The organism is Pseudoalteromonas sp. T1lg21 (assembly GCF_002964625.1).
Classification (GTDB): domain Bacteria; phylum Pseudomonadota; class Gammaproteobacteria; order Enterobacterales; family Alteromonadaceae; genus Pseudoalteromonas; species Pseudoalteromonas gelatinilytica.
In genome coordinates this window covers 653,908-674,383 of record NZ_PQBX01000056.1, presented here as the reverse complement: position 1 = coordinate 674,383, position 20,476 = coordinate 653,908, and the positions used below count along the sequence as shown (strand labels likewise).

Here is a 20,476-nt window from a genome sequence, read left to right as displayed (position 1 = left end):
AGTTCAAAGGCAAGGAGAGTTTTTTGAGTTTTAAGCGAGCGTGTATTGGGTTGCTAGGGATCGTGCTAAGCATGGCACTGCTGGCGTATCTGTTCAGACTGCCACTGACATCGTGGTACTTAACGCCTATGCTCAGTAAAAATGGCGTTGCGCTTCACTGTGTTGATTGGTCATTAACTCGCAAGCTTGATTTGAATATCGAGAAATTATGCTTAACCTACCAAGGACAGCAAATTGAGTTAGCTGGCATTATTGCGAATAAGCAACAGGTTAGTGTTTCTCGCGCTAACCTCATCGTTAGTGACCTTATAAATAAACAACAACCAGACGCTTCACAGACTGAATTTAAAAAGCTTGCCTTGGTATTACCCGAGCAAAGACCGCTAATAAACATTGAGCAGCTTGATGTAGTCTCACCGTTTACCGACACCCCTGTTAGGTTGGCGATACAAGAAAAACGCCTAAACCATTTTACGATTTCGCGGGATCTTAATGCAGACGTTGCAATATCTAATTATGAAGTCAAAGCCAACATCACGTTTGATGAGCAAGTGGCAGAGCGATTCGTAACATTGCCAACAAGCAGCCATTTTACCACTCAATCACAGATTAAGTTTGATGGAATTACAGTTGCAATTGAAAGCTCAATCAATGCAAGTTATCAGCATGCTCTAGCGCAATGCGACTTAGGTTTTGCTAGTGAAGGGCAATTGAGTGCTAAGTATCAATTAAATCAACAGCATTTATACGCGGATTTATCAGCTTTACAAAATCAACTTAGTGCAAACCGAGACTGCTTAAACACCATCGCAGACCAGCAGCATCAATCATTTGTTGAAGCGCAGTTACCGCTTACTTGGCAGTTACACATTGAAAAACCAGTTAGTGTAGAAGGTAAGTTGCTATCAATCCCAACTGTAAAGCTGCAAGCTATAGAAGGGCAAAGTGAGGTGACAGTCAGTAATACGACCCTTTCTTTACAGGATCCGCTGGCATCACTTAATAGCCAAGTTAGCATTGATTTTAATAGTAAAGATATTGATGAGCTTAAGCTAAACGCACATTTGCATGAAGAGAACGTCAGCGCTGATTTTCAACTGTCGTTGGATTCACTCCCTGCATTTTTAGATTTTCAGGCTGATGGCGCTCTGGTTAAGGGGATTGGGGCTAAAGGAAAGCTAAATATCGATGACTTATTTACTAGCCCTACAGCTAAACTGAATACTAATATCAGTGTTAAAAATGCCCTAATATCGGGTGCACAGATAGCTGATTTTACCAGCGTAATTGACGCTGAGCATAATGCCCAGCGGCACCTAGTTGTTAACGCTAATAGCAAAGTTAAATCATTAACTTATGATGATATGAATGCAGCAAAAATCAGCAATGAGCTTACTCTTAGTACAGATCTCAGTGTGGGGGAGTTATTTGTTGATATTGATGCCAAAACCACGGCCGCTAAATTATCAACAGCAGAGCTCACCTTAAATAAGTTGTCAGTCGTTTCAAAGGCTCTTCAAAGCCGCGCCTTGCAGGCAACGCATCATGTATTTGCAGATGGTTTTGAAGCACTTGTTAGTCATCATATGTCTGAGGTTGCGCACCCATTTGAATTGGTGATACCAGAGCAGGCAGTATCCAAGCTAAACCCGATAATTGCTCAGTTTGAGCCGCTTGCTACCGTCACTGATGGGGTTGTTTCAGGCATTATAAAAGGGGATGTAAATCTTCAACAAGCACAAGGGCGCGTGCAAATAAGTAAATTCAGTGCGCTTTATAATGATTACCTAGCGAATGATTTTGCAGTGAATTTGAACGGCACGTTTAATTCAGGGCAGCTTAATATTGCAGCGACTAAATTTACACTCAATGAACTGCGCGCAGGTGCCGTGGTCAAAAATATACAAGGTCAGTTGCAGGTAACGGCTAATCAGCCTTGCGCAGCTAATCTAACTGGTCAGGTTATGGGCGGGGCATTTGTGGTGAATAAGTACTGCCCACTCAGTGATAACCAAACAGCGACTGTTAAATTTGAAAATATTGATGCCAGCAAATTGGTCACCCTTGATGCTGAATCAGGGATTAGCTTAAGTGGGCGCTTAGCAGGCACCTTACCCGTAGTAATAAGTAAACAGGGCATTGAGGTAAAGCAAGGGCAGTTAGTTAATCAGGGTGATGGTAAATTACTGATCACCAATAATGCGGGTTTTGACGCTGTAAAAGCGCAGCAACAGGAACTGAGTACCACGCTGAGTTTACTCGAGAATTTAGATATTAAAAAACTACGTAGCAGTGTTAACCTCAAACCGGATGGATGGTTGCATTTAGGTGTTAATTTAGAGGGTTATAATGAAGCCCAGCAGCAAGCAGTGAACTTTAATTATAATCATGAAGAGAATGTATTTACTTTACTTAGAGCGCTGCGTTTAAGTGATGAAATTACTCAAAGAGTTGAGAAAGAGTATGCAAAAAAAGGAAGCAATGATGGCTAAGTGGTTAGTAATGCTGACGGCAGTAGGCATGCTGAGTGCCTGTACGCACCGTGTTGAGGTGGCAGCAAAAGAGCCGATTACAATCAACTTAAATGTAAAAGTTGACCATGAGATCCGCGTAAAAGTGGATAAAGAACTTGATACCTTATTCAGTGATGACAGCGAATTATTCTAAGGAGCACACATGCGTAAATTACAACTTAAAAAACTAAATGTGATCACCTTGATCAGTGCTGTTTGTTTATCTTTCTCTGCGTGGGCTATCAGCCTTGATGATGCAAAAAGCCAAGGCTTAGTAGGTGAAGACAGCTCAGGCTATTTAGGTTTAGTGGTTAATAACAGCGAAGCAAAAGCGGTCGTTGATGAAATTAATGCAAAGCGTAAAGAGCAATATTTAAAACTTGCGAAAAAGAACAATCTTTCGTTAGCACAAGTTGAAGCCCTTGCAGCTGCTAAAACTATCGAAAAAACGAAGCCGGGTCACTACATTGAAGTGAACGGTGAGTGGGTAAAAAAATAACTCACTAAATTTAATCGCTATAAAAAACAAAAAGCCAGCATTGCTGGCTTTTTATCTTTATAAAGCCGGTAGGTGTTAGCACTTATCGATGCAGTTTTGCAGCAGCTGCTGCCAAAAGTTGATGCCTTTGCGTCTTGCAAGTTTAATATTGTGCTCTGGGATCGATTCAGGTTCATCGTAGTTATCTAACGCTTCGCTCATGCTGGCTTCACGGATCAGATGCAGTGTTGGGTAAGGTGCACGATTCGTATAGTTTGCAGCATCGCTGTCATCGCTATCAGCAAATACATAGTCAGGATGAAAGTTGGCTATTTGATACTTACCTTCATAGCCTTGTGCAGCTAAAAGCGCATTGGCTAAATCGACTAAATCTAAGAACTCTTCAAAATCCTTAAAGCCTTGCTCAAACATTAACAAAGTAGTTTCGCGCTCAGCTTGTTGGTCTAACGCGCTACATTGCTCAAGCATATCCATTACTGCATCATCAAGCGTAATAGACTGACTGATTTGATAATGAATGCAATTGCTTTCTACTTCTTTACGGGCAAACGGGCAGAAATTGTATTTTACGATTACGCTTGATACCCATTCGCGCATTTGTATTTCTGGGCGATTCATCGCTTGCTTTGAAGTCACATTATTTCTCTATTCTATTTTACTTTTCTATCTTACTTTTCTAAGTAATGCTCAATTAAATTAACCGTTTTACTGATGGCGCCTTGATTGTTAGTAACGCATTTCTGAGCTTGCTGACCGAGCTTAATCGTCTTTTGTACATCAGTACTCAAAGCAATAAGTGTGTCAGCAAGGTGATTTTCATCGGTAACGGTTTTAGCTCCTTTAGCACTAATCAGCTCAGGATAAATATGGTCAAAGTTATAGGTATGAGGACCTGCTAATACGCCAACAGAAAACGCTGCTGACTCTAACGGATTATGGCCGCCTCGCTCGATTAAACTACCACCAACATAGCTGATGTTTGCCACACCATATAAGCATTGTAACTCACCTAACGTGTCAGCTAACACAACTTGTTGGTTGTTATAGTTATCTTCACTGCGACGACTAAAGCTCAAATTTGAGTTTTTTAATATCTCCGCGACTTTATCAAATTGCTCTGGGTGACGTGGAGCAATAATCAAAAGTGCGTGGGGTAACGCTTTTAACAGCTTTTCATGAGCAGTTAAAATAAGCTCATGTTCAACAGGGTGAGTGGAGCCTGCAACCCAGATAAAGCGCTCGTTGTTATACTGTTTTTTTAGTGCTGCAACTTTATTTAATTGCTCTTCTGTAGGTGTGATATCAAATTTAATTGAGCCAAATACGCGTGCCTTTTCAGGCTTTAAACCAAGTTCAATAAAACGTTTGGCATCATTTTGATTATGACTAGCAAGATCGCTAATAGACTGCATTATCACCTTAGTTAAAGGCATTACCTTTTGGTAGCCTTGCTGTGATTTAGCTGAAAGCCGGGCATTTAGAACAAGTACTTTTGTACCGGTGTTGTTGCTTTGTGCCATAAGGTTTGGCCAAAGCTCAGTTTCTAAAATACACAGTACCTTTGGCTGGATACGTTTTAAAAATCGATTCGTAGCGAAGAAAAAATCAATCGGTAAATAACAGCAGCTAACTGCATCTTTAAAGTTATTTTTTATTTGCTCGCGACCCGTTGGGGTATTACAGGTTACTAAAATAGTAAGTGTTGGATTTTCTGATTGAACGGCCTTAATAAGCGGCGTTGCTGCTAACACTTCCCCTACAGAGGCACAATGGAAAACAACATCGTGATGCGACAAATTCGAAAAGCCAAAGCGCTCAGCAAAATGCTCACGGTAACCCTTATTCTTTTTGCCACGTAAAACATACAGGTAAAAAACAACCAGTGGGCTTAGTAGGTATAAAAGTAAAGAGTATAAAATGCGCGCCATTACTTAGCCTATTTAGGTAAAACGTTATGATAGCGTGGAACCTACGCAATCTAAATATAAAATGTTAAAAACGGTTATCTTAAAGAGTTTTGAGTGTTTCGCAGTGGCATATTTGGTAATATTTCGGTTACTTAATAAATCAACGAAGCAGTTATGAAATTTAAAATGATAAAAGCCACGGTAATTGGTGCTTTTTTTTGTTGCTCAATGCCTTTATTTGCAACACCTACCGCCTACTTACCGATAGGCATGGATGCACAGCTGGATCATCAATTAGATACTTTGTTTGCACTAACAATTGGCACTCCTATGGCTAAACCTTATCGTTTAGCAGAAGTCGAGAAAGCGTTGCTTATTCTTGAAAAGGATGAACCAGGGATAGCTGCTGCGATTCGTTCAAAAATAAAGCCATATCAAAGTGATGATGCAGTGACTCGTGTTGGTGTAAAACTGCAAGTAGATACAGATAAAGCAAAGAAAATTGCTAATCAACGCGGACTTAGCTCCGATGAGTGGGGACAAGGTTTTTTCGAAGGTATTTGGCGTGCCAATGATTACACGTTAGTACAAGTTGGTGTTGATTATCGAGCTAAAGCAAATAAGTTTGTAAATTACAATTCGTTTATCAGTTTTGCTGGTGAAGATTTACAGTTGAACCTGGGTTACAAAGAACATTGGTTCTCGCCGTTTAAGCATTCTGCGCAGATCATTTCTACCAACGCTAAAACTGCGCCCTCTATTTCAATTGGAATGGTAAAGCCGGCCCATAATTGGTGGAATTTTGATTTTGAATTGTATTATTCAGAATTAGAACATGTTGATAATGGTATTCTTTATCAAGGTGAGCTTCATAGTGGTACACCAAAGCTCGCAGGAACGCATTTTAGTATTGAGCCACTTGATGGTTGGAAACTGGGCCTTAATCGAATGATGCAGTTTGGTGGTGGGCCTCGTAAAGTAGATGTTGGTGATGTATTTGACGCATTTTTTGATCCCGCCGGAAATGATAATGGAGATTTAGCTGGTGGGGCAGATAATGAGCTTGGTGACCAAATAGCATCGGTAACAAGTACATTAAATTTTGATTGGGGCTTACCGACTGAGCTCTATTTTGAATATGGTGGAGAAGATACAAAAGAGCATCAGAATTACCAGTTTGGGAATATTGCATATAGTTTAGGCGTTTTCTTTCCTAGGTTAACAGATAATTTATCACTGCGTTTTGAGCATACTAATATGCATAGTTTCTGGTATAAAAATTACATTTACCCGACCTTTGGTAATACTGTGAATGGTTTTGTTATTGGTCACTTTGCTTCAGATCAGCGTTTATTTGGCGATAGTACACCATCTGAAGTAAATGTATTAGAGTTTACTTTTTCGGAGTCTCTAAACTCTTTTTGGAAAGCCAAATTAACAAGTATTAGTAATGAAAGTAACTTTAGCGCCGGTTTTAACTATGAATATGATGATGCTATTGAACTTCAACTTAGTAACACACGTCAATTAAACAAGCATACATTAGAGACAACTCTTACTTATGGTGAAGATGTATTTGGAGATAACTATACTTGGTTATCTGTTGCCTATTTTTGGTAAGCAAAGCCGTTAATACTTTTTAAGGAATATTTATGTCAAATTTTGATTCTGTAGCGGCAAGCTACCTTGAAAGTTTGAACCGCCATCAAATGTTATTTGAAACGATGGAAACCTACCACCCTGAAGTGATGCAATTACTTGAAGCATGTCACAGCGCTTTACAAGCAGGTGGTAAGGTTATTTGGTTTGGTAATGGTGGTAGCGCGGCTGATGCACAGCATTTAGCTGCTGAGTTTGTCGTGCGTTACAAATTGGAGCGCGGTCCACTTGCTTCTATCGCATTGACAACAGATACCTCAATTTTAACCGCTCACAGTAACGACTATCATTTTGATACTGTATTTGAGCGCCAAGTGCAGGCGTTATGTAAGCCTGAAGATTTAGTGATTGGCTTAACCACCTCTGGTACGAGCCCTAACATCAATCTTGCATTGGCTGCGGCAAATGAGATTGGTGCATTTACAGTGGCATTAACAGGCCGAGATGGTGGCAAAGTAAAAGACATCGCTAAGTTACCTATTATTATTAAAAATGATGAAACCGCACGTATTCAAGAAGCCCACATGTTCATCGGGCATTGGCTATGTGAAGCCATCGATATGGTTGTAGCGGAGCAAAAGTAATGGATTTAGCGTTACTAAAAAACCTTTCAAAGGCACGTATTTTAGTTGTTGGTGATGTCATGCTAGATAGATACTGGCATGGCGACTCTGGGCGAATTTCACCTGAAGCACCGGTCCCGGTTGTGAAAGTGAGTAAATTTGAAGACAAAGCCGGTGGTGCAGCAAACGTCGCAAAAAATATTGCTCGTTTAGATGGTAAAGTAGGCCTATTAGGTTTAGTCGGTGAAGATGAAAGCGGGCAAATTCTTGAAACCATCTTAAGTTCAGAAAAAATTGATTCGCAACTTGTAAGTGTGTGTGACTTACCGACAATTTCTAAAATGCGTGTTATTAGTCGTCATCAGCAAGTTGTTCGTTTAGACCTTGAAGAAACCTTCACTGAGCAGCACAGTCAACTATTACTCAATCGCCTAGAGCTAGTATTGGATGATTATGACTTTGTGTTGTTCTCTGATTACAACAAAGGCTCACTGAGCTTAATCCAACAAATGGTTCAGGTTGCAAAGAAAGCAGGCAAAACGGTGCTTATTGACCCTAAATCATCAGACTTAAGCTTATACCGTGGTGCTGATTACATTACCCCTAATCTGAATGAGTTTAAGCTTGCTGGTGGTTTGACAGACTCTGAGCAAAACTTGACTGACAGTGCTCGTAAATTAATTAGTGAAGCGGGCATAGCTGCGATGCTATTAACGCGCTCAGAGCATGGCATGTCGTTAATCAGCCAAGCAGAAAAACATGATTTTGCAGCCCAACAGCTTGAAGTTAGCGATGTAACCGGTGCCGGCGATACTGTAATTGCGACGCTTGCAGTGATGCTTGGTGCGGGAATGGCTGCAAAAGATGCTGTTGAAATTGCCAACCTTGCAGCAGGTATTGCTGTAAGCAAGCTTGGAGCTGCCACTGTTTCGCCTGAAGAACTAAGCCGTAAGCTTGGTCAATATTTACAGCAAACTGGCGAGCATTATCAAACACCGTTTGAAGATGTACTTCAGCATATTGAGTTTGCCAAACAAAATGGTGAAAAAATTGTTTTCACTAATGGCTGTTTTGATATTCTTCATGCAGGTCACGTACGCTACCTTGCACAGGCAAAAGCTCGTGGTGACAGGCTTGTTGTTGGCTTAAATAATGACGAGTCTATCACTCGCTTAAAAGGTCCACAAAGACCAATTAATCCACTGGATGAACGTGCCATGGTATTAAGTGCACTGGCGTCTGTTGACTGGGTTATTCCATTTGGCAGTATTGAAGAAAATGACACGCCAGCTAAGCTAATTGAGCAAGTTAGTCCTGATGTACTGGTTAAAGGTGGCGATTACACCGTTGATCAAATTGCCGGTGCCGATCATGTTTTACGCCATGGCGGAACAGTCGAAGTACTTGAGTTTCTTAATGGCTGCTCAACATCAAACGTAATTAGCAAAATTAAGTCTTAAGCAATGCTTGGTAGTCACACACCAGTGACTGCCAATCACTTTGCTGCCAATGCATCACTTCATTACGGCCTTGCTCTTTCGCAAATGAACGGGCAAGGCGTTTGATATTCTCTGTTTGCCAGCTAGCATGTGGCTGTTTGATTTCACCGCGGTCAAAGTCGATGATAAACACCTTACCTGTATCATCGAACAAGATGTTATTGATGTTTAAATCTGCGTGATAGACGCCATGATTGTGAAACTCGCTGAGGGTGACTGCAATCGCTTTGAGTTCAGATTGGTTAAGTGGACGCGTGATTAAAATATCTAACACGCTTTTTGCGCCTGTTACTGCTTCGGTGATGATATCGCCGCGATAGATTAAGCCGTGGGTGGTCACTTTTGCCGCAATGGGTGTCGGCACGTTTAGGCCAAGCTCAAGTAAGCGCATCATCAGTGTAAACTCTTTATAGACACGAGTTTGCTTTAAACCAACATATAGGTACTGATCGCTCAGTAACTTACCTACTAACCCACCGCGCCAATAGTGACGCAGAACGCCTGTAAGCTGTTGATGTTTAAAAAACCATGCTGTTGCGCGGCCTTTTTTTGCGCCAACTATTTTATCTTGTTGTTGCCAATAATTGGCATCGAACCACTGTTGCGTGAGCTCATCTTTGTAAGCTGGGTGACACAAAAGGGTGGTGTTTTGCAGATGCTGAGTTTCAAACATAACAACTTCAAGATTAAATAAAATTAGCGCTATCTTACCGTATTTTTAGCTTTTCGCATAAGTGCTTGCATTAGCATCAAGTTAATTTAAGATCGCATATTATTTGCTGTAGCTAAGGGCGCACGTGACTCAAACAACCTCCTATTCAGATATTTGTATTTTAAGGCTTTCGGCTATTGGTGATGTATGTCATGCCGTATCAGCAGTGCAAGCAATTCAAAAGGCACATCCGAAGGCAAAAATTACCTGGGTGATTGGTAAAGTTGAGTCCATGTTACTGGCCGATTTACCCGGTGTTGAGTTTGTTGTATTCGATAAAAAACAAGGCAAACAGGCTTATCAGCAACTAAAAGACACGTTCAAGGGGCGTAAATTTGATGTGCTCTTACATATGCAAGTCGCACTCAGAGCGAATCTAGCAGCCCGCTGTATTCCGGCAAAGGTCAAAGTGGGGTTTGATTGGGCTCGCTCAAAAGAGTTACATAGCTTGTTTATTAATAAGCGTATTGCCCCGCAATCTGAAGCGCATGTATTAGAAGGCTTTAAAGGCTTTGCTCAAGCAATTGGGTCGCCTGATTACAAACCTCAATGGCAAATGCCAATTACCGAGCAGCACCAACAAGCAGCCGATGCGCTATTAGGTGAAGAACGTTTAGCCGGGCGTATTTTTGTTATCTCGCCTGCGGCAAGTAAAAAAGAGCGTAATTGGTTACCCGAGCGTTATGCTGCACTTGCTGAACATGCTCATCAACAAGACTTTTCGGTAGTTATTACTGGCGGTCCAACTCCTTTAGAAATTGAACTTGCCGAGCAAATTATCGCGCATAGTTCGGCACCTGTGCTTAACTTAGTAGGGAAAACTCAACTAAAAGAACTGTTATGTGTTTTGAAACGTGCGGCGTTAGTGTTAGCTCCAGATACTGGGCCTGCGCATATGGCTGTAACGGTTGGAACACCTGTTATTGGTTTGTATGCCCACTCAAACCCAAAACGCACAGGGCCTTATTTGTATCAAGAGTATGTTGTTGAGGTATATCACCAAAACTTACGAGAGCAAACAGGTAAAACGGCGCAAGAGCTGCCATGGGGAACACGTGTTAAAGGGGCTGACCTAATGGCGCAAATCAGTGTTGAAAAGGTGATTTCGATGTTTGACCACGTGGTAGATAAAGAGCAATTGTAATGAGCAAAGTTTTATTTTTAGACCGTGATGGTGTGGTCAATATTGATCATGGCTATGTATACAAACCCGAAGAGTTTGAATTTGTACCCGGTGTATTTGAGGCGTGCAAAGCTTTCACTGATGCCGGTTATAAAATTGTGGTGGTAACTAACCAGTCAGGTATTGGCCGTGGTTATTATTCAGAACAAGATTTTTCCAACCTCACTGAGTGGATGAAGGGCGAATTTTTACGCCATGGCGTTACTATTCTTGATGTCTATTTTTGTCCGCATCATCCAAGCAAAGCAGAACCTGCTTATTTGCAAGAGTGCAACTGTCGCAAGCCTGCCCCGGGTATGCTTTTACAAGCCATTGATGAGCATCAAATCGATCCATCTCAAAGCATTATGGTTGGTGATAAGCTTGGCGACCTTATTGCCGCTGAAAGAGCCAACATCGCGACCCGCGTTTTAGTTCGCTCAGGGCAAAGTTATGCCGAGTCAACAGAACAGCACGCCGATGTAGTTTGTGAGTCTTTAGCTGAGTTACCAGCTTTAATTTTACAGTCTTAGCAGGTAAGACCAGTTTATTTCGCAACCCTTACGGTCTGCGACGAACTGCAAACAGTGCAATTGTTCGGCTAAGCTTTTACAATAGGCGCAAAATTTAAAGTCACGCTAATCATTTCTGGTTAGATACAAGAATATGTGGAGATTACAGATGAGAGCATCTGCGTTTTTTAATCAGTTGCAGCAGCAAATTGATGAAGTGAAAGCTGAAGGCTTATACAAAAGCGAGCGTATTATCACGTCACAGCAACAGGCTCAAATTGAAGTTGCTTCTGGTGATAAGGTTATCAACTTTTGCGCTAATAACTACCTTGGCTTAGCAAATAGCCCTGAGTTAATTAAAGCAGCTCAACAAGGCCTTGACGATCACGGTTTTGGTGTTGCCTCTGTACGCTTTATTTGTGGTACTCAAGATATTCATAAAACTTTAGAACAAAAGATCTCTGAGTTCTTAGAAACAGAAGACACAATTCTTTACTCATCATGTTTTGATGCAAACGCAGGTTTATTTGAAACAATCTTAGGCCCAGATGATGCAATCATCTCTGACGCGCTAAACCACGCTTCAATCATTGATGGTGTTCGTCTTTGTAAAGCAAAGCGTTTCCGCTATGCAAATAACGACATGAGTGACCTTGAAAAGCAACTTATTGCTGCTGATGAAGCCGGTGCTAAAACTAAGCTAATCGCTACTGACGGCGTTTTCTCAATGGACGGCGTTATTTGTAACCTTGAAGCGGTTTGTGATCTAGCTGATAAATATGATGCATTAGTGATGGTTGATGACTCTCACGCTGTTGGTTTTGTTGGTGAAAATGGTAAAGGTACGCCAGAGTACTGCGGTGTACTAGACCGTGTTGATATCATCACAGGTACGCTTGGTAAAGCACTTGGTGGAGCATCAGGCGGTTACACATCAGGTAAAAAAGAAATTGTTGAGTGGTTACGTCAGCGCTCTCGTCCTTACCTTTTCTCAAACTCACTTGCACCATCAATTGTTACTGCATCAATTAAAGTACTTGAGATGCTAAGCAATGGCGGCGAGTTACGCGCTAAACTTTGGGATAACGCAAAGTATTTCCGTGAACAAATGGAAGCTGCAGGATTTACCTGTGCAGGTAAAGACCACGCTATTATCCCTGTCATGTTAGGCGATGCTAAAATTGCCTCAGCCATGGCTGACAAATTACTTGCTGAAGGTATTTACGTAACAGGTTTCTCATTCCCTGTAGTACCTAAAGGCCAAGCACGTATCCGTACGCAAATTTCTGCGGCGCATACAAAAGAGCAATTAGATACCGCTATTGCTGCCTTTACCCGTATTGGTAAAGAAATGGGTGTTATCTAATTTTATTCCCTAAACCGAAGCTTTTGCTTCGGTTTTGTTTAATTGAGTGTAAATCATGAAAGCATTATCTAAATTAAAAGCAGAACCAGGGATCTGGATGACTGATGCGCCAAAGCCTGAAGTTGGCCATAACGATCTGCTTATTAAAATCCGCAAAACAGCAATTTGTGGTACAGATGTCCATATTTATAAATGGGATGAGTGGGCACAAAATACAATTCCTACGCCAATGGTTGTTGGCCACGAATATGTAGGTGAAGTGGTTGATATGGGTCAGGAAGTACGTGGTTTCCAAGTGGGTGACCGTGTTTCTGGCGAAGGCCATATTACCTGTGGTCACTGTCGTAACTGTCGCGCTGGTCGTGTGCATTTATGTCGTAATACAACAGGTGTTGGTGTAAACCGTGAAGGTGCATTTGCTGAATACCTTGTGATCCCAGCTTTCAACGCATTTAAAATTCCAGATAACATTCCTGATGAACTAGCATCAATCTTTGACCCATTCGGTAATGCAGTACACACAGCATTGTCGTTTGACTTAGTCGGTGAAGATGTATTAATCACTGGTGCTGGCCCAATTGGTATTATGGCAGCCGCTGTTGCTAAACACGTGGGTGCACGTCATGTGGTTATCACAGACGTGAACGAATACCGCCTAGATTTAGCGCGTAAAATGGGGGCGACTCGTGCCGTCAACGTAGCGAATGAAAAGCTTGAAGATGTTATGAAAGAGCTTGGCATGACAGAAGGCTTTGATATCGGTCTTGAAATGTCAGGTGTGCCGGTTGCATTCAACAGCATGTTAAACAACATGAATCACGGCGGCAAAGTCGCTATGTTGGGTATCCCACCTTCTGATATGGCGGTTGATTGGAACCAAGTTATTTTTAAAGGCTTAATCATTAAAGGGATTTACGGCCGTGAAATGTTTGAAACCTGGTACAAGATGGCGAGTCTAATTCAATCAGGCCTTGATCTGAACCCAATTATTACTCACCAGTTCTCTGTGGATGACTTCCAAGCAGGCTTTGATACAATGATTTCAGGCCAATCAGGTAAAGTAATCCTTAACTGGGATTAATACTGAGTTATTTGATAGGGCGGCTTTGGCCGCCTTTTTAGTTTAGAGAGTACTATGTCGTATAAACATATTTCAGTGAGCGAGACGTTTGCGCTGTTAGACAAAGAAGAGGTTGTGATTGCCGATATTCGCGATCCTAACTCATTTCAAACGGGGCATATCCCAGGCGCTGAGCATTTATCAAATGCCAACATCAGCGAATTTATGATGCATAAAGAGTTTGATCAGCCAATCATCATCGTTTGTTATCATGGTGTGAGCTCTCAAGGTGCTGCTAGCTATTTAGTTGAGCAGGGTTTTGAAGACGTGTACAGCATGGATGGTGGCTTTAGTGCTTGGCAGATGCAACTTCCGGAGCATATTGAACGATGATTGAGTTGGGTAGCATAAATAATCCTCGCGCCGCACAAGGCTTTATAGATTTCATCAAAAGTAAGGGCTTACATGGTGAGTTACGCTCTCAAGATGGGCAAACTGTGATTATTTGTGTTGCACCAGAGCACTTTCATCAAGCTCAACCACTTTGGCAGGAGTTTGCTGCTAACCCTCATGACGAAAAATACCAACAAGCTTCATGGCAGGTAGGCAGTACACAATCGCCTTTGTCATATCAAGGCCAATCACTTAATTTAAAAGCTCGCTTTAAAGCATTAAGCTGGCTAAACCGTACGGTTACTATAGTTTCGATAGCTATATTTGTTGCTTTCTTGCTAGGTGGTTTTGAAACTATTTACAGTATGTTGCAGTTTAATCCAGCACAGCCACTAACTTGGTTTACACCTGCCATTGTGCACTTTAGCGCTATTCATCTTATTTTTAATCTGATCTGGTGGATGACGCTGGGTAACGATATAGAAAAACGCAGCGGTAAATTAACCTTAGTGGGTTTATTTTTAGTGACGGCATTTATTAGCAATTGGGCGCAGTTTTTACTTGTAGGGCCTAACTTTGGTGGCTTAAGCGGCGTTGTGTATGGCTTACTTGGTTTTTGTTGGATCTTCAGTGCAATGAGACCTTCAGAGCCGCCATTGGTGAGTAATAGCATCGTTGGTTTTATGCTGGTTTGGCTTATTCTGGGCTTTGTAGATATGTTGCCGGTGAGTATGGCAAACTGGGCGCATTTAGCGGGGTTATTGGCTGGTATGGCTTATGCTGTGTCAGACAAGCTTCTTTCACGCAAATAATCGCGTAAATAAAAATGGCGGCTTATGCCGCCATTTTACAATTAATGATATAAATACTTAGTAAATAACACTTCTCTGACAATCTCTTGTCCTGTTTCTTGTTTTAGTAGTGCTTTTAGCTTTTCGGTGCAGCGCTTTCTGATTTCTTCGCGGCCGGTCAGTGATTTAATGTTTTCTTCAGGCTCTTTTGAGAGTATTTCAACAATCGCATCACGCAATAGTGGAGTGTGGTGTTCTACCACTGCAATATCAGCCATATCATTGAGCATGAGATCCACCGTAATACGAACATAGCCAAGCTTTTTATTACCTTGACCTATATAGTTAGTGATGATGTCAGGCTCAAAACCAAAGTAGCCAACATTTGATTCAGCGCGTACAGACCAACTTGTTGTAGCGCCAACAAGCAGCATGCTTATCAAGTAAATTGATAACAATGATTTTTTCATAGTTAAGAATATTCCACCCTTTCAATGATTTTTAGTCTATACCCAAATTCACTTAAGATACAGGCTGTTCTGCGTTTTTTAACCCAGCTTGAGATTAAATCATGACTTTTTCGAAACGTGCAGCAGTGATATCATTTGCACGGTTTTTAAAAATAATGAGTCGTTGTGATCACATTCCCAGTTTCATTAGCTGCAAATTGGCAGCCTGCTTCAGCATTTCCAAATTTGACGCAACAAGAGCAAGGTTGGCTGCTTGAGGCCGGGTCATTAACGGCCAAGCTTAAAAGTCACTGTCAGGCCTTTTCAGTTAAAGTTTTAAACGAAGCACCCTTTGACCTAACCTGCGAGCAACAAGCATTACTCAATACATCGCTAAGTCAGGCTTTAAACCGCGAAGTGTTACTTCTATGTGACGGCAAACCAATGGTTTATGCACAAAGCTGGTTGCCGGCAGATGATACATTAAAAAAGCAGCAGTTACTAAGTATGGGTACAAGGCCGCTGGGTGATGTTATTTTTCAAGACCCAAGCTTATCTCGCACAGAAATCGAGGTTGCTGAGTTTTCGCAGCAGCACGCCATTCAGGCATTAACAGCTGAGCTAGGCTTACCATCTAATTCATTGTGGGGAAGACGCAGTGTATTTAGTTTATCTAATGCTCATTTTTTAGTAGCAGAAGTTTTCTTACCTGGAGCTTATATATACCTATGAAGCTAGCTGCATTACAGGTCGCACATATTCCTTACTATAAGCAATTAATGCGTACCGATAAGCCAATTGGCACTTTATTGTTATTGTGGCCTACTTACTGGGCACTATGGCTAGCGGAGCTTGGCACTCCTAGTTTATTAAACTTTGTGGTATTTAGTTTAGGTGTCTTTGTGATGCGTAGTGCTGGTTGTGTAATTAATGACTTTGCCGATCGTAAAATAGATGGCTCAGTTAAGCGTACAGCCCAGCGACCGCTAGCCGCAGGGTTAGTTTCAAGTGGTGAAGCTCTAAGCTTATTTGTACTGCTTATTGTGGTGGCGTTTGGTTTAGTGTTAACGCTCGGGTGGTCAACGATATTACTGTCGTTTGGTGCTTTAGCACTGGCGTTTTGTTATCCATTTATGAAGCGTTATACCCAATTACCGCAAGTTGTGCTGGGTGCTGCATTTAGTTGGGCTATTCCGATGGCCTATATGGCATCAATTGGTTCTGTACCATTAGAAGCCTGGCTACTATTTACCGCGAATCTTGTTTGGACTGTGGCTTATGACACCATGTATGCCATGGTTGATAGAGATGACGATTTAAAAATAGGGGTTAAGTCAACGGCAATCTTGTTTGCAAGCTATGACAGACACATCATCTTTTTACTCAATGCTTTATTTATCGCAATTCTTGCTTACATTGGCATGAGTCATCAACTTGCCTTGCCTTATTGGCTGGGGTTAGTGGCAGCAGTTGGGTTTTTACTTTATCAACAAATGCTTATTCATAAACGAGAACGAGATCCTTGCTTCAAAGCATTTTTGAATAATCACTATGTGGGGTTAGTGATTTTTATTGGTTTAGCAGCATCCTTGCCACTGCCATTTTAATTATCTAGGTGGGTCGATAATACCGCTGATCGACGCATTTTTTCTGAACCAGCCCGCAATAGAGTAGCGAACATCATTTGCGGGTAATACTTCATGCATAAATCGTTCGCTTTCAAACATAACCAGCATGCCGGCTTGAGGTTTTACGACAATCTCAATATCTTTACTTTTCGGCTTGTAAATCACCAACTCACCGCCAGATTCTGGCGTATTTAAGTAACAAACCGTTGTGAAAATGCGATTCGAACGACCTTTGAAGGCATCATAGTGCTTTTTATAAAAGTCACCTTGTTGATACTTTGCATAATGGCATTCATAGTCAAACAACCCTAAATAAAAACTACGGTTTAACTGTGTTTTTATCGCTTCCATGGTCGCAAGATATGTAATTTGTGCTTGGCTTGAACTATCAAACCAGTAGGTTTTATCTTTACGAACGGTTTTATCTATTTGTTGGTCGTTCAAACGGCCAATGCCAGCAGTATGGAAATGTGGGTTAATACGATAACAATCAGCCATTAAATCAGCGATTAAGCTTTCATCAATCGCGTTTTCAACAACGGCATAGCCAGCACGTTCGATGGCATCTAAATAAGTGTCGGAAATAAGCTGCGCGGTCATTCATGTGCACAATCAAAAAAAGGTGCGTAAGTGTATATGAAAAATTGTGCAATGCACGCTTTTTATGCAGTAGATAGTGTGAAAAATAAAGGCGGATTAGCTAGCCTGATTTATTTCAGGCTAGCGGTAATTAAACGGCGCTTAGCCTTGGCTTGCTAATGCTGTTTTTTCAATGAGATCAAGTAAATGACTAACGTGAGAGTTCTCATTGATTTGTTGGTTTGTTTGGATCACAAGCTGCTCGTGTGCGATGCCTTTATTGGTTTTCAATAATAGTAATTCTGGGTCTGAAGAGACAATATTTGTGTGTTCAATACTGGCAATGGCGATGTGATTCGACTTTTTAAGGCCATCCATTACTTGTTCAATGCTACCTACTTTGATACTTGATGTTTTATCAAAAGATTCGATTGCATCGTTTAGCATAGACTGCACTTGTTTTGACTGTGAAAAGCAGCTGTACATTGGGTAGTCTGCAAAGTCGCGTTTGCTAATGTCGCTCTTATTTGCAAGCGGGTGGTTTTTAGCCACGAAAATGATCAGTTGATCAGGTAAATGAATATCACTGCCAATACTGTTCATCGCTTGAGAACATACACTGATATCAATTTCACCTAATTGTAGTTTACGTACAAGCTCACTTTGCTCTTGTAACTGCATCTCAATTTTAACGTGTGGATACTGCGCTAAAAACTGACCGCAAGATACTGGTACTACCGTGCTTGCTTTGTTGGTATAGCCAATAACTAGCTTCTCGTTAGCACAGCCATTTAATGACTCGAATAAACGTTTTTTAGTTTCTTCAAGGTTGTCGAGGGTTTGTTTAGCGTACTCTAGGAAAAGTTCACCTTCTTTGGTTAACTTTACAGAGCGAGTAGAGCGGGTAACGAGTTCATAGCCAATTTCATCTTCAAGCGTTTGGATGCTGCGAGTTAACGCTGAAGTGCTAATTTGGGTTTTTTCTGCAGCTTGGCGGAAATGCCTCAGCACGCCTAGTGCTACAAATTGTTCAAGTTGTTCAAATCTCACTTTAATAGTCCCTTGTTATAAGTAAGCCCTTTACGTCCAGGCGGTATTATTATACTTCACGGTGGGCATAGTAAATTATTGTACCCTTTTTGGGAAGTGTTTGTTTTACAGAAAAGTTACAATTAATCAGGGTAACGGTCTTTAATCTCTAAGAAAAGTGGTAAATTTTCAAGTAGTAAGTCGACTAGAATTGGATCAAAATGTTTCGCGCGCTGGTCTTTTATTAATAATAGTGCCTCATCTAATGGCCACGCTTTCTTATAACAACGGTCGCTACAAAGCGCATCAAACACATCAGCAAGGGCGGTAATGCGGCCAACAATATTAATATCGTCACCAATTAAACCTTGTGGATAGCCTGAACCGTCCCACTTTTCATGGTGTTGATAAGAAATTAAAGCGCCGCATGTCAATATCTCGTTACTTGAATTTTTTAATATTTCGTAACCAATTTCGGCATGGGTTTTCATTATTTCCCATTCATCATCAGTCAGTTTGCCCGGTTTATTCAATATGCTGTCGGGAATGCTAATCTTACCAATGTCATGCAGTGGTGAAGCAAGCTTAATGATTTCACATTGAAATGGGTTAAGCTCTGAAAGCTGTGCCAGTAACTCGCTGTATAATGCAACACGCTTAACATGAGAGCCTGTTTCTTTAGAGCGCTTTTCAACCGCCTCACCAAGAATATAAGACAACTCTTTTTGCGACTCTTTCACCATTTCTCTGAGCTTTAAGTTGTCGTAGGCGAGTGCAATATTGTTGGCATAAAACTCTAACAGCTGATGCTCTGTTGGCTGTAACTTACTGCCTTTGTGAACATAGAGCATGGTTTCAAGACCCGCTTTGGTAGGGAAGTAACAATATAATCATTACTTGTTTTCAGTGATGATTTTCGCTCGTGGGCATCTATAAATAAGTTTTTTACTTCGTCAGGAATGGTGTTTTGCTTTGGTGTAGGACCCACGCCAGAGGCGGCAAGCAATTGAAAATCTTTTGCTGGTGACGATTGCAGATTAACGGCCGCAGCACAATAAATTTGCGTGTCATTAATCCCCATCACATTAGTGACATGGCTTAAAATTGTTGAAGCAAATTCATGAACACTGTCACATTTTAAAAAGTTAGCAGATGCATTAATGATCTGTTCAAGGCCATGTTTGTGGCGGTCAATAATTTGAATATCGCGGTGTGCTCTTAACGCCGAGTAGAGCAGGGTTTTAATTTTAATCGCGGTGAGCTCAGTTTTGTTTTTATAATCATTGATGTCGTAATCGCGGATAATCGCTTCTTCAGGGGCTTCACCTGGCTGACCTGTGCGTAGTATTAAGCGAATATCATGGTTTTCTATTTCATCGCGAATGTATTGAATAAGTTCAAGACCAGCATGGTTGGTTTCCATGACTACATCAACAAGAGCGACAGAAAATGGAATGTCTTTTTTTAGAAACTCTTTTGCTTCGGCAGCAGAATAGGCGTCATAAAAGCGCAGACTTTTATTTTCAAAAGTAAACCCAGCTAATACTAGTTTCGTAACTTGGTGAATATCTTCTTCATCATCAACAACAAGAATATGCCAGTATTCAGGTTCTTCAGTTTGTACATTATTTTCTTCTAACTGTTCTTCAGAAAATAAGAAATCATCCACAAAAACACCACTTATTGTTGTATCTCATACAATAAGTATAGAGGCAGAAATTTACTCTGCCTTATCTGAAACTGGTTTTTTTTCGATATTCTTCAATTCGATTTCAATAGCATCACATGAAATGTGAATCTCATACAAAGAGGTGAGAAGCGACAAGGCTAAGCACGCGAGGCTGATACCAAATAAAATGATACCTGTGGTATTAAATTCGATGAATAATGCAAACATTGATAAGGTACACATTAAAAAAGAGGCAACACCATAAACCTGCATTACGCGAATTAATTTAATGCGTTTTCTTAAATTGGTAATTTGCGCAACAACCAATGGGCGGATACTTTCTCCTTCACGTGCATTGAGTTCTCGAATAAGCTGAGCAAGCACTAAAAAGCGATTAGTGTAAGCAAGTAACAGTAAAGAGATCGCAGGGAATAACAATCCCGGTGTTGTTAAAGTCATGTGGCTACCTTGAAATAAGCATTGCAG

The 20,476-nt window shown here is 41.1% G+C and carries 21 protein-coding genes and 1 pseudogene; 14 read left to right on the top strand and 8 right to left on the bottom strand.

Annotation, left to right across the window (positions count from 1 at the left end):
• The first annotated feature begins 23 nt into the window (after positions 1-23).
• Genes C2M25_RS13325 through C2M25_RS13315 form a run of 3 tightly spaced genes read left to right on the top strand, consistent with a single transcriptional unit; the run spans position 24 to position 3,012 of the window.
• Positions 24-2,492, top strand: a complete 2,469-nt coding sequence (locus tag C2M25_RS13325; protein ID WP_158679723.1) for a YdbH domain-containing protein — start codon at positions 24-26, stop codon at positions 2,490-2,492.
• Positions 2,485-2,667 carry a YnbE family lipoprotein gene (locus tag C2M25_RS13320; protein ID WP_054551055.1) on the top strand — a complete coding sequence of 61 codons (183 nt, stop codon included), beginning with the start codon at positions 2,485-2,487 and terminating at the stop codon, positions 2,665-2,667. The genes C2M25_RS13325 and C2M25_RS13320 overlap by 8 nt, the downstream gene beginning before the upstream one ends.
• Positions 2,668-2,676: 9 nt before the next feature.
• A complete protein-coding gene (locus C2M25_RS13315; RefSeq protein ID WP_054551056.1) occupies positions 2,677-3,012 on the top strand; it encodes a YdbL family protein in 336 nt (111 codons plus the stop codon).
• Between the two features lie 75 nt (positions 3,013-3,087).
• Here C2M25_RS13315 and C2M25_RS13310 read toward each other — a convergent pair whose 3' ends face one another.
• A complete protein-coding gene (locus C2M25_RS13310) occupies positions 3,088-3,630 on the bottom strand; it encodes a DUF1415 domain-containing protein (protein ID WP_105181362.1) in 543 nt (180 codons plus the stop codon).
• A gap of 50 nt (positions 3,631-3,680) precedes the next feature.
• Positions 3,681-4,940 carry a lipid IV(A) 3-deoxy-D-manno-octulosonic acid transferase gene (gene waaA, locus C2M25_RS13305; protein ID WP_105181302.1) on the bottom strand — a complete coding sequence of 420 codons (1,260 nt, stop codon included), beginning with the start codon at positions 4,938-4,940 and terminating at the stop codon, positions 3,681-3,683.
• Between the two features lie 153 nt (positions 4,941-5,093).
• Between waaA and C2M25_RS13300 the strand changes: the two genes are divergently transcribed.
• Genes C2M25_RS13300 through hldE form a run of 3 tightly spaced genes read left to right on the top strand, consistent with a single transcriptional unit; the run spans position 5,094 to position 8,601 of the window.
• Entirely contained in the window at positions 5,094-6,539 is a 1,446-nt protein-coding gene (locus tag C2M25_RS13300) for a capsule assembly Wzi family protein (protein WP_105181301.1), read from the top strand.
• Between the two features lie 32 nt (positions 6,540-6,571).
• Positions 6,572-7,162 carry a D-sedoheptulose-7-phosphate isomerase gene (locus C2M25_RS13295; protein ID WP_105181300.1) on the top strand — a complete coding sequence of 197 codons (591 nt, stop codon included), beginning with the start codon at positions 6,572-6,574 and terminating at the stop codon, positions 7,160-7,162.
• Positions 7,162-8,601, top strand: coding sequence for a bifunctional D-glycero-beta-D-manno-heptose-7-phosphate kinase/D-glycero-beta-D-manno-heptose 1-phosphate adenylyltransferase HldE (hldE, locus tag C2M25_RS13290; RefSeq protein ID WP_105181299.1), 1,440 nt, complete (start codon positions 7,162-7,164; stop codon positions 8,599-8,601). The genes C2M25_RS13295 and hldE overlap by 1 nt, the downstream gene beginning before the upstream one ends.
• Here the strand turns inward: hldE and C2M25_RS13285 are convergent.
• Positions 8,591-9,313, bottom strand: a complete 723-nt coding sequence (locus C2M25_RS13285; RefSeq protein WP_105181298.1) for a 3-deoxy-D-manno-octulosonic acid kinase — start codon at positions 9,311-9,313, stop codon at positions 8,591-8,593. The genes hldE and C2M25_RS13285 overlap by 11 nt on opposite strands.
• A gap of 124 nt (positions 9,314-9,437) precedes the next feature.
• Here C2M25_RS13285 and C2M25_RS13280 point away from each other — a divergent pair, with 124 nt between their 5' ends.
• The 6 genes from C2M25_RS13280 (at position 9,438) to glpG (ending at position 14,657) form a co-directional block, all read left to right on the top strand.
• Positions 9,438-10,496: a glycosyltransferase family 9 protein gene (locus C2M25_RS13280; RefSeq protein WP_105181297.1), complete on the top strand. Its 1,059-nt coding sequence runs from the start codon at positions 9,438-9,440 to the stop codon at positions 10,494-10,496.
• Positions 10,496-11,047 (top strand): D-glycero-beta-D-manno-heptose 1,7-bisphosphate 7-phosphatase, encoded by a 552-nt coding sequence (gmhB, locus tag C2M25_RS13275; RefSeq protein ID WP_063703072.1) that lies wholly within the window; start codon positions 10,496-10,498, stop codon positions 11,045-11,047. The genes C2M25_RS13280 and gmhB overlap by 1 nt, the downstream gene beginning before the upstream one ends.
• Positions 11,048-11,195: 148 nt before the next feature.
• The gene (locus C2M25_RS13270; protein WP_063703074.1) at positions 11,196-12,392 is read left to right on the top strand and encodes a glycine C-acetyltransferase; all 1,197 of its coding nucleotides are present in this window, start codon (positions 11,196-11,198) and stop codon (positions 12,390-12,392) included.
• A gap of 55 nt (positions 12,393-12,447) precedes the next feature.
• On the top strand, positions 12,448-13,473 hold the full coding sequence (gene tdh, locus C2M25_RS13265) for an L-threonine 3-dehydrogenase (protein ID WP_063703076.1): 1,026 nt from the start codon (positions 12,448-12,450) through the stop codon (positions 13,471-13,473).
• A 54-nt stretch (positions 13,474-13,527) separates the two neighbouring features.
• Positions 13,528-13,845 (top strand): thiosulfate sulfurtransferase GlpE, encoded by a 318-nt coding sequence (glpE, locus tag C2M25_RS13260; protein ID WP_063703079.1) that lies wholly within the window; start codon positions 13,528-13,530, stop codon positions 13,843-13,845.
• Positions 13,842-14,657: a rhomboid family intramembrane serine protease GlpG gene (gene glpG, locus C2M25_RS13255; RefSeq protein WP_105174872.1), complete on the top strand. Its 816-nt coding sequence runs from the start codon at positions 13,842-13,844 to the stop codon at positions 14,655-14,657. The genes glpE and glpG overlap by 4 nt, the downstream gene beginning before the upstream one ends.
• A gap of 41 nt (positions 14,658-14,698) precedes the next feature.
• On the opposite strand, the gene C2M25_RS13250 is transcribed toward glpG, so the two are convergent.
• On the bottom strand, positions 14,699-15,070 hold the full coding sequence (locus tag C2M25_RS13250) for a flagellar basal body-associated protein FliL (protein WP_370626054.1): 372 nt from the start codon (positions 15,068-15,070) through the stop codon (positions 14,699-14,701).
• A gap of 201 nt (positions 15,071-15,271) precedes the next feature.
• Between C2M25_RS13250 and C2M25_RS13245 the strand changes: the two genes are divergently transcribed.
• Positions 15,272-15,817: a chorismate--pyruvate lyase family protein gene (locus C2M25_RS13245; RefSeq protein WP_105174871.1), complete on the top strand. Its 546-nt coding sequence runs from the start codon at positions 15,272-15,274 to the stop codon at positions 15,815-15,817.
• Positions 15,814-16,692, top strand: a complete 879-nt coding sequence (gene ubiA / locus C2M25_RS13240; RefSeq protein ID WP_105174870.1) for a 4-hydroxybenzoate octaprenyltransferase — start codon at positions 15,814-15,816, stop codon at positions 16,690-16,692. The genes C2M25_RS13245 and ubiA overlap by 4 nt, the downstream gene beginning before the upstream one ends.
• Here ubiA and C2M25_RS13235 read toward each other — a convergent pair whose 3' ends face one another.
• The 4 genes and pseudogenes from C2M25_RS13235 to C2M25_RS13220 form a co-directional block, all read right to left on the bottom strand.
• Positions 16,693-17,313, bottom strand: coding sequence for a 2OG-Fe(II) oxygenase (locus C2M25_RS13235; protein ID WP_063703090.1), 621 nt, complete (start codon positions 17,311-17,313; stop codon positions 16,693-16,695).
• A gap of 141 nt (positions 17,314-17,454) precedes the next feature.
• Positions 17,455-18,342, bottom strand: a complete 888-nt coding sequence (locus C2M25_RS13230) for a LysR family transcriptional regulator (protein ID WP_063703094.1) — start codon at positions 18,340-18,342, stop codon at positions 17,455-17,457.
• 122 nt (positions 18,343-18,464) lie between these two features.
• Positions 18,465-19,990 (bottom strand): annotated as a pseudogene (locus tag C2M25_RS13225) (DUF3369 domain-containing protein).
• 51 nt (positions 19,991-20,041) lie between these two features.
• The gene (locus tag C2M25_RS13220) at positions 20,042-20,449 is read right to left on the bottom strand and encodes a DUF2721 domain-containing protein (protein WP_054560956.1); all 408 of its coding nucleotides are present in this window, start codon (positions 20,447-20,449) and stop codon (positions 20,042-20,044) included.
• Positions 20,450-20,476: the final 27 nt, after the last annotated feature.

Coding starts and splice junctions, on each gene's coding strand:
- C2M25_RS13220 (WP_054560956.1), bottom strand. CDS start 20,449: ATGACTTTAACAACACCGGGATTGTTATTCCCTGCGATCTCTTTACTG.
- ubiA (WP_105174870.1), top strand. CDS start 15,814: ATGAAGCTAGCTGCATTACAGGTCGCACATATTCCTTACTATAAGCAA.
- glpE (WP_063703079.1), top strand. CDS start 13,528: ATGTCGTATAAACATATTTCAGTGAGCGAGACGTTTGCGCTGTTAGAC.
- tdh (WP_063703076.1), top strand. CDS start 12,448: ATGAAAGCATTATCTAAATTAAAAGCAGAACCAGGGATCTGGATGACT.
- C2M25_RS13295 (WP_105181300.1), top strand. CDS start 6,572: ATGTCAAATTTTGATTCTGTAGCGGCAAGCTACCTTGAAAGTTTGAAC.
- C2M25_RS13320 (WP_054551055.1), top strand. CDS start 2,485: ATGGCTAAGTGGTTAGTAATGCTGACGGCAGTAGGCATGCTGAGTGCC.
- hldE (WP_105181299.1), top strand. CDS start 7,162: ATGGATTTAGCGTTACTAAAAAACCTTTCAAAGGCACGTATTTTAGTT.
- waaA (WP_105181302.1), bottom strand. CDS start 4,940: ATGGCGCGCATTTTATACTCTTTACTTTTATACCTACTAAGCCCACTG.
- C2M25_RS13250 (WP_370626054.1), bottom strand. CDS start 15,070: ATGCTGCTTGTTGGCGCTACAACAAGTTGGTCTGTACGCGCTGAATCA.
- C2M25_RS13285 (WP_105181298.1), bottom strand. CDS start 9,313: ATGTTTGAAACTCAGCATCTGCAAAACACCACCCTTTTGTGTCACCCA.
- C2M25_RS13235 (WP_063703090.1), bottom strand. CDS start 17,313: ATGACCGCGCAGCTTATTTCCGACACTTATTTAGATGCCATCGAACGT.
- C2M25_RS13270 (WP_063703074.1), top strand. CDS start 11,196: ATGAGAGCATCTGCGTTTTTTAATCAGTTGCAGCAGCAAATTGATGAA.
- C2M25_RS13315 (WP_054551056.1), top strand. CDS start 2,677: ATGCGTAAATTACAACTTAAAAAACTAAATGTGATCACCTTGATCAGT.
- glpG (WP_105174872.1), top strand. CDS start 13,842: ATGATTGAGTTGGGTAGCATAAATAATCCTCGCGCCGCACAAGGCTTT.
- C2M25_RS13300 (WP_105181301.1), top strand. CDS start 5,094: ATGAAATTTAAAATGATAAAAGCCACGGTAATTGGTGCTTTTTTTTGT.
- gmhB (WP_063703072.1), top strand. CDS start 10,496: ATGAGCAAAGTTTTATTTTTAGACCGTGATGGTGTGGTCAATATTGAT.
- C2M25_RS13310 (WP_105181362.1), bottom strand. CDS start 3,630: ATGAATCGCCCAGAAATACAAATGCGCGAATGGGTATCAAGCGTAATC.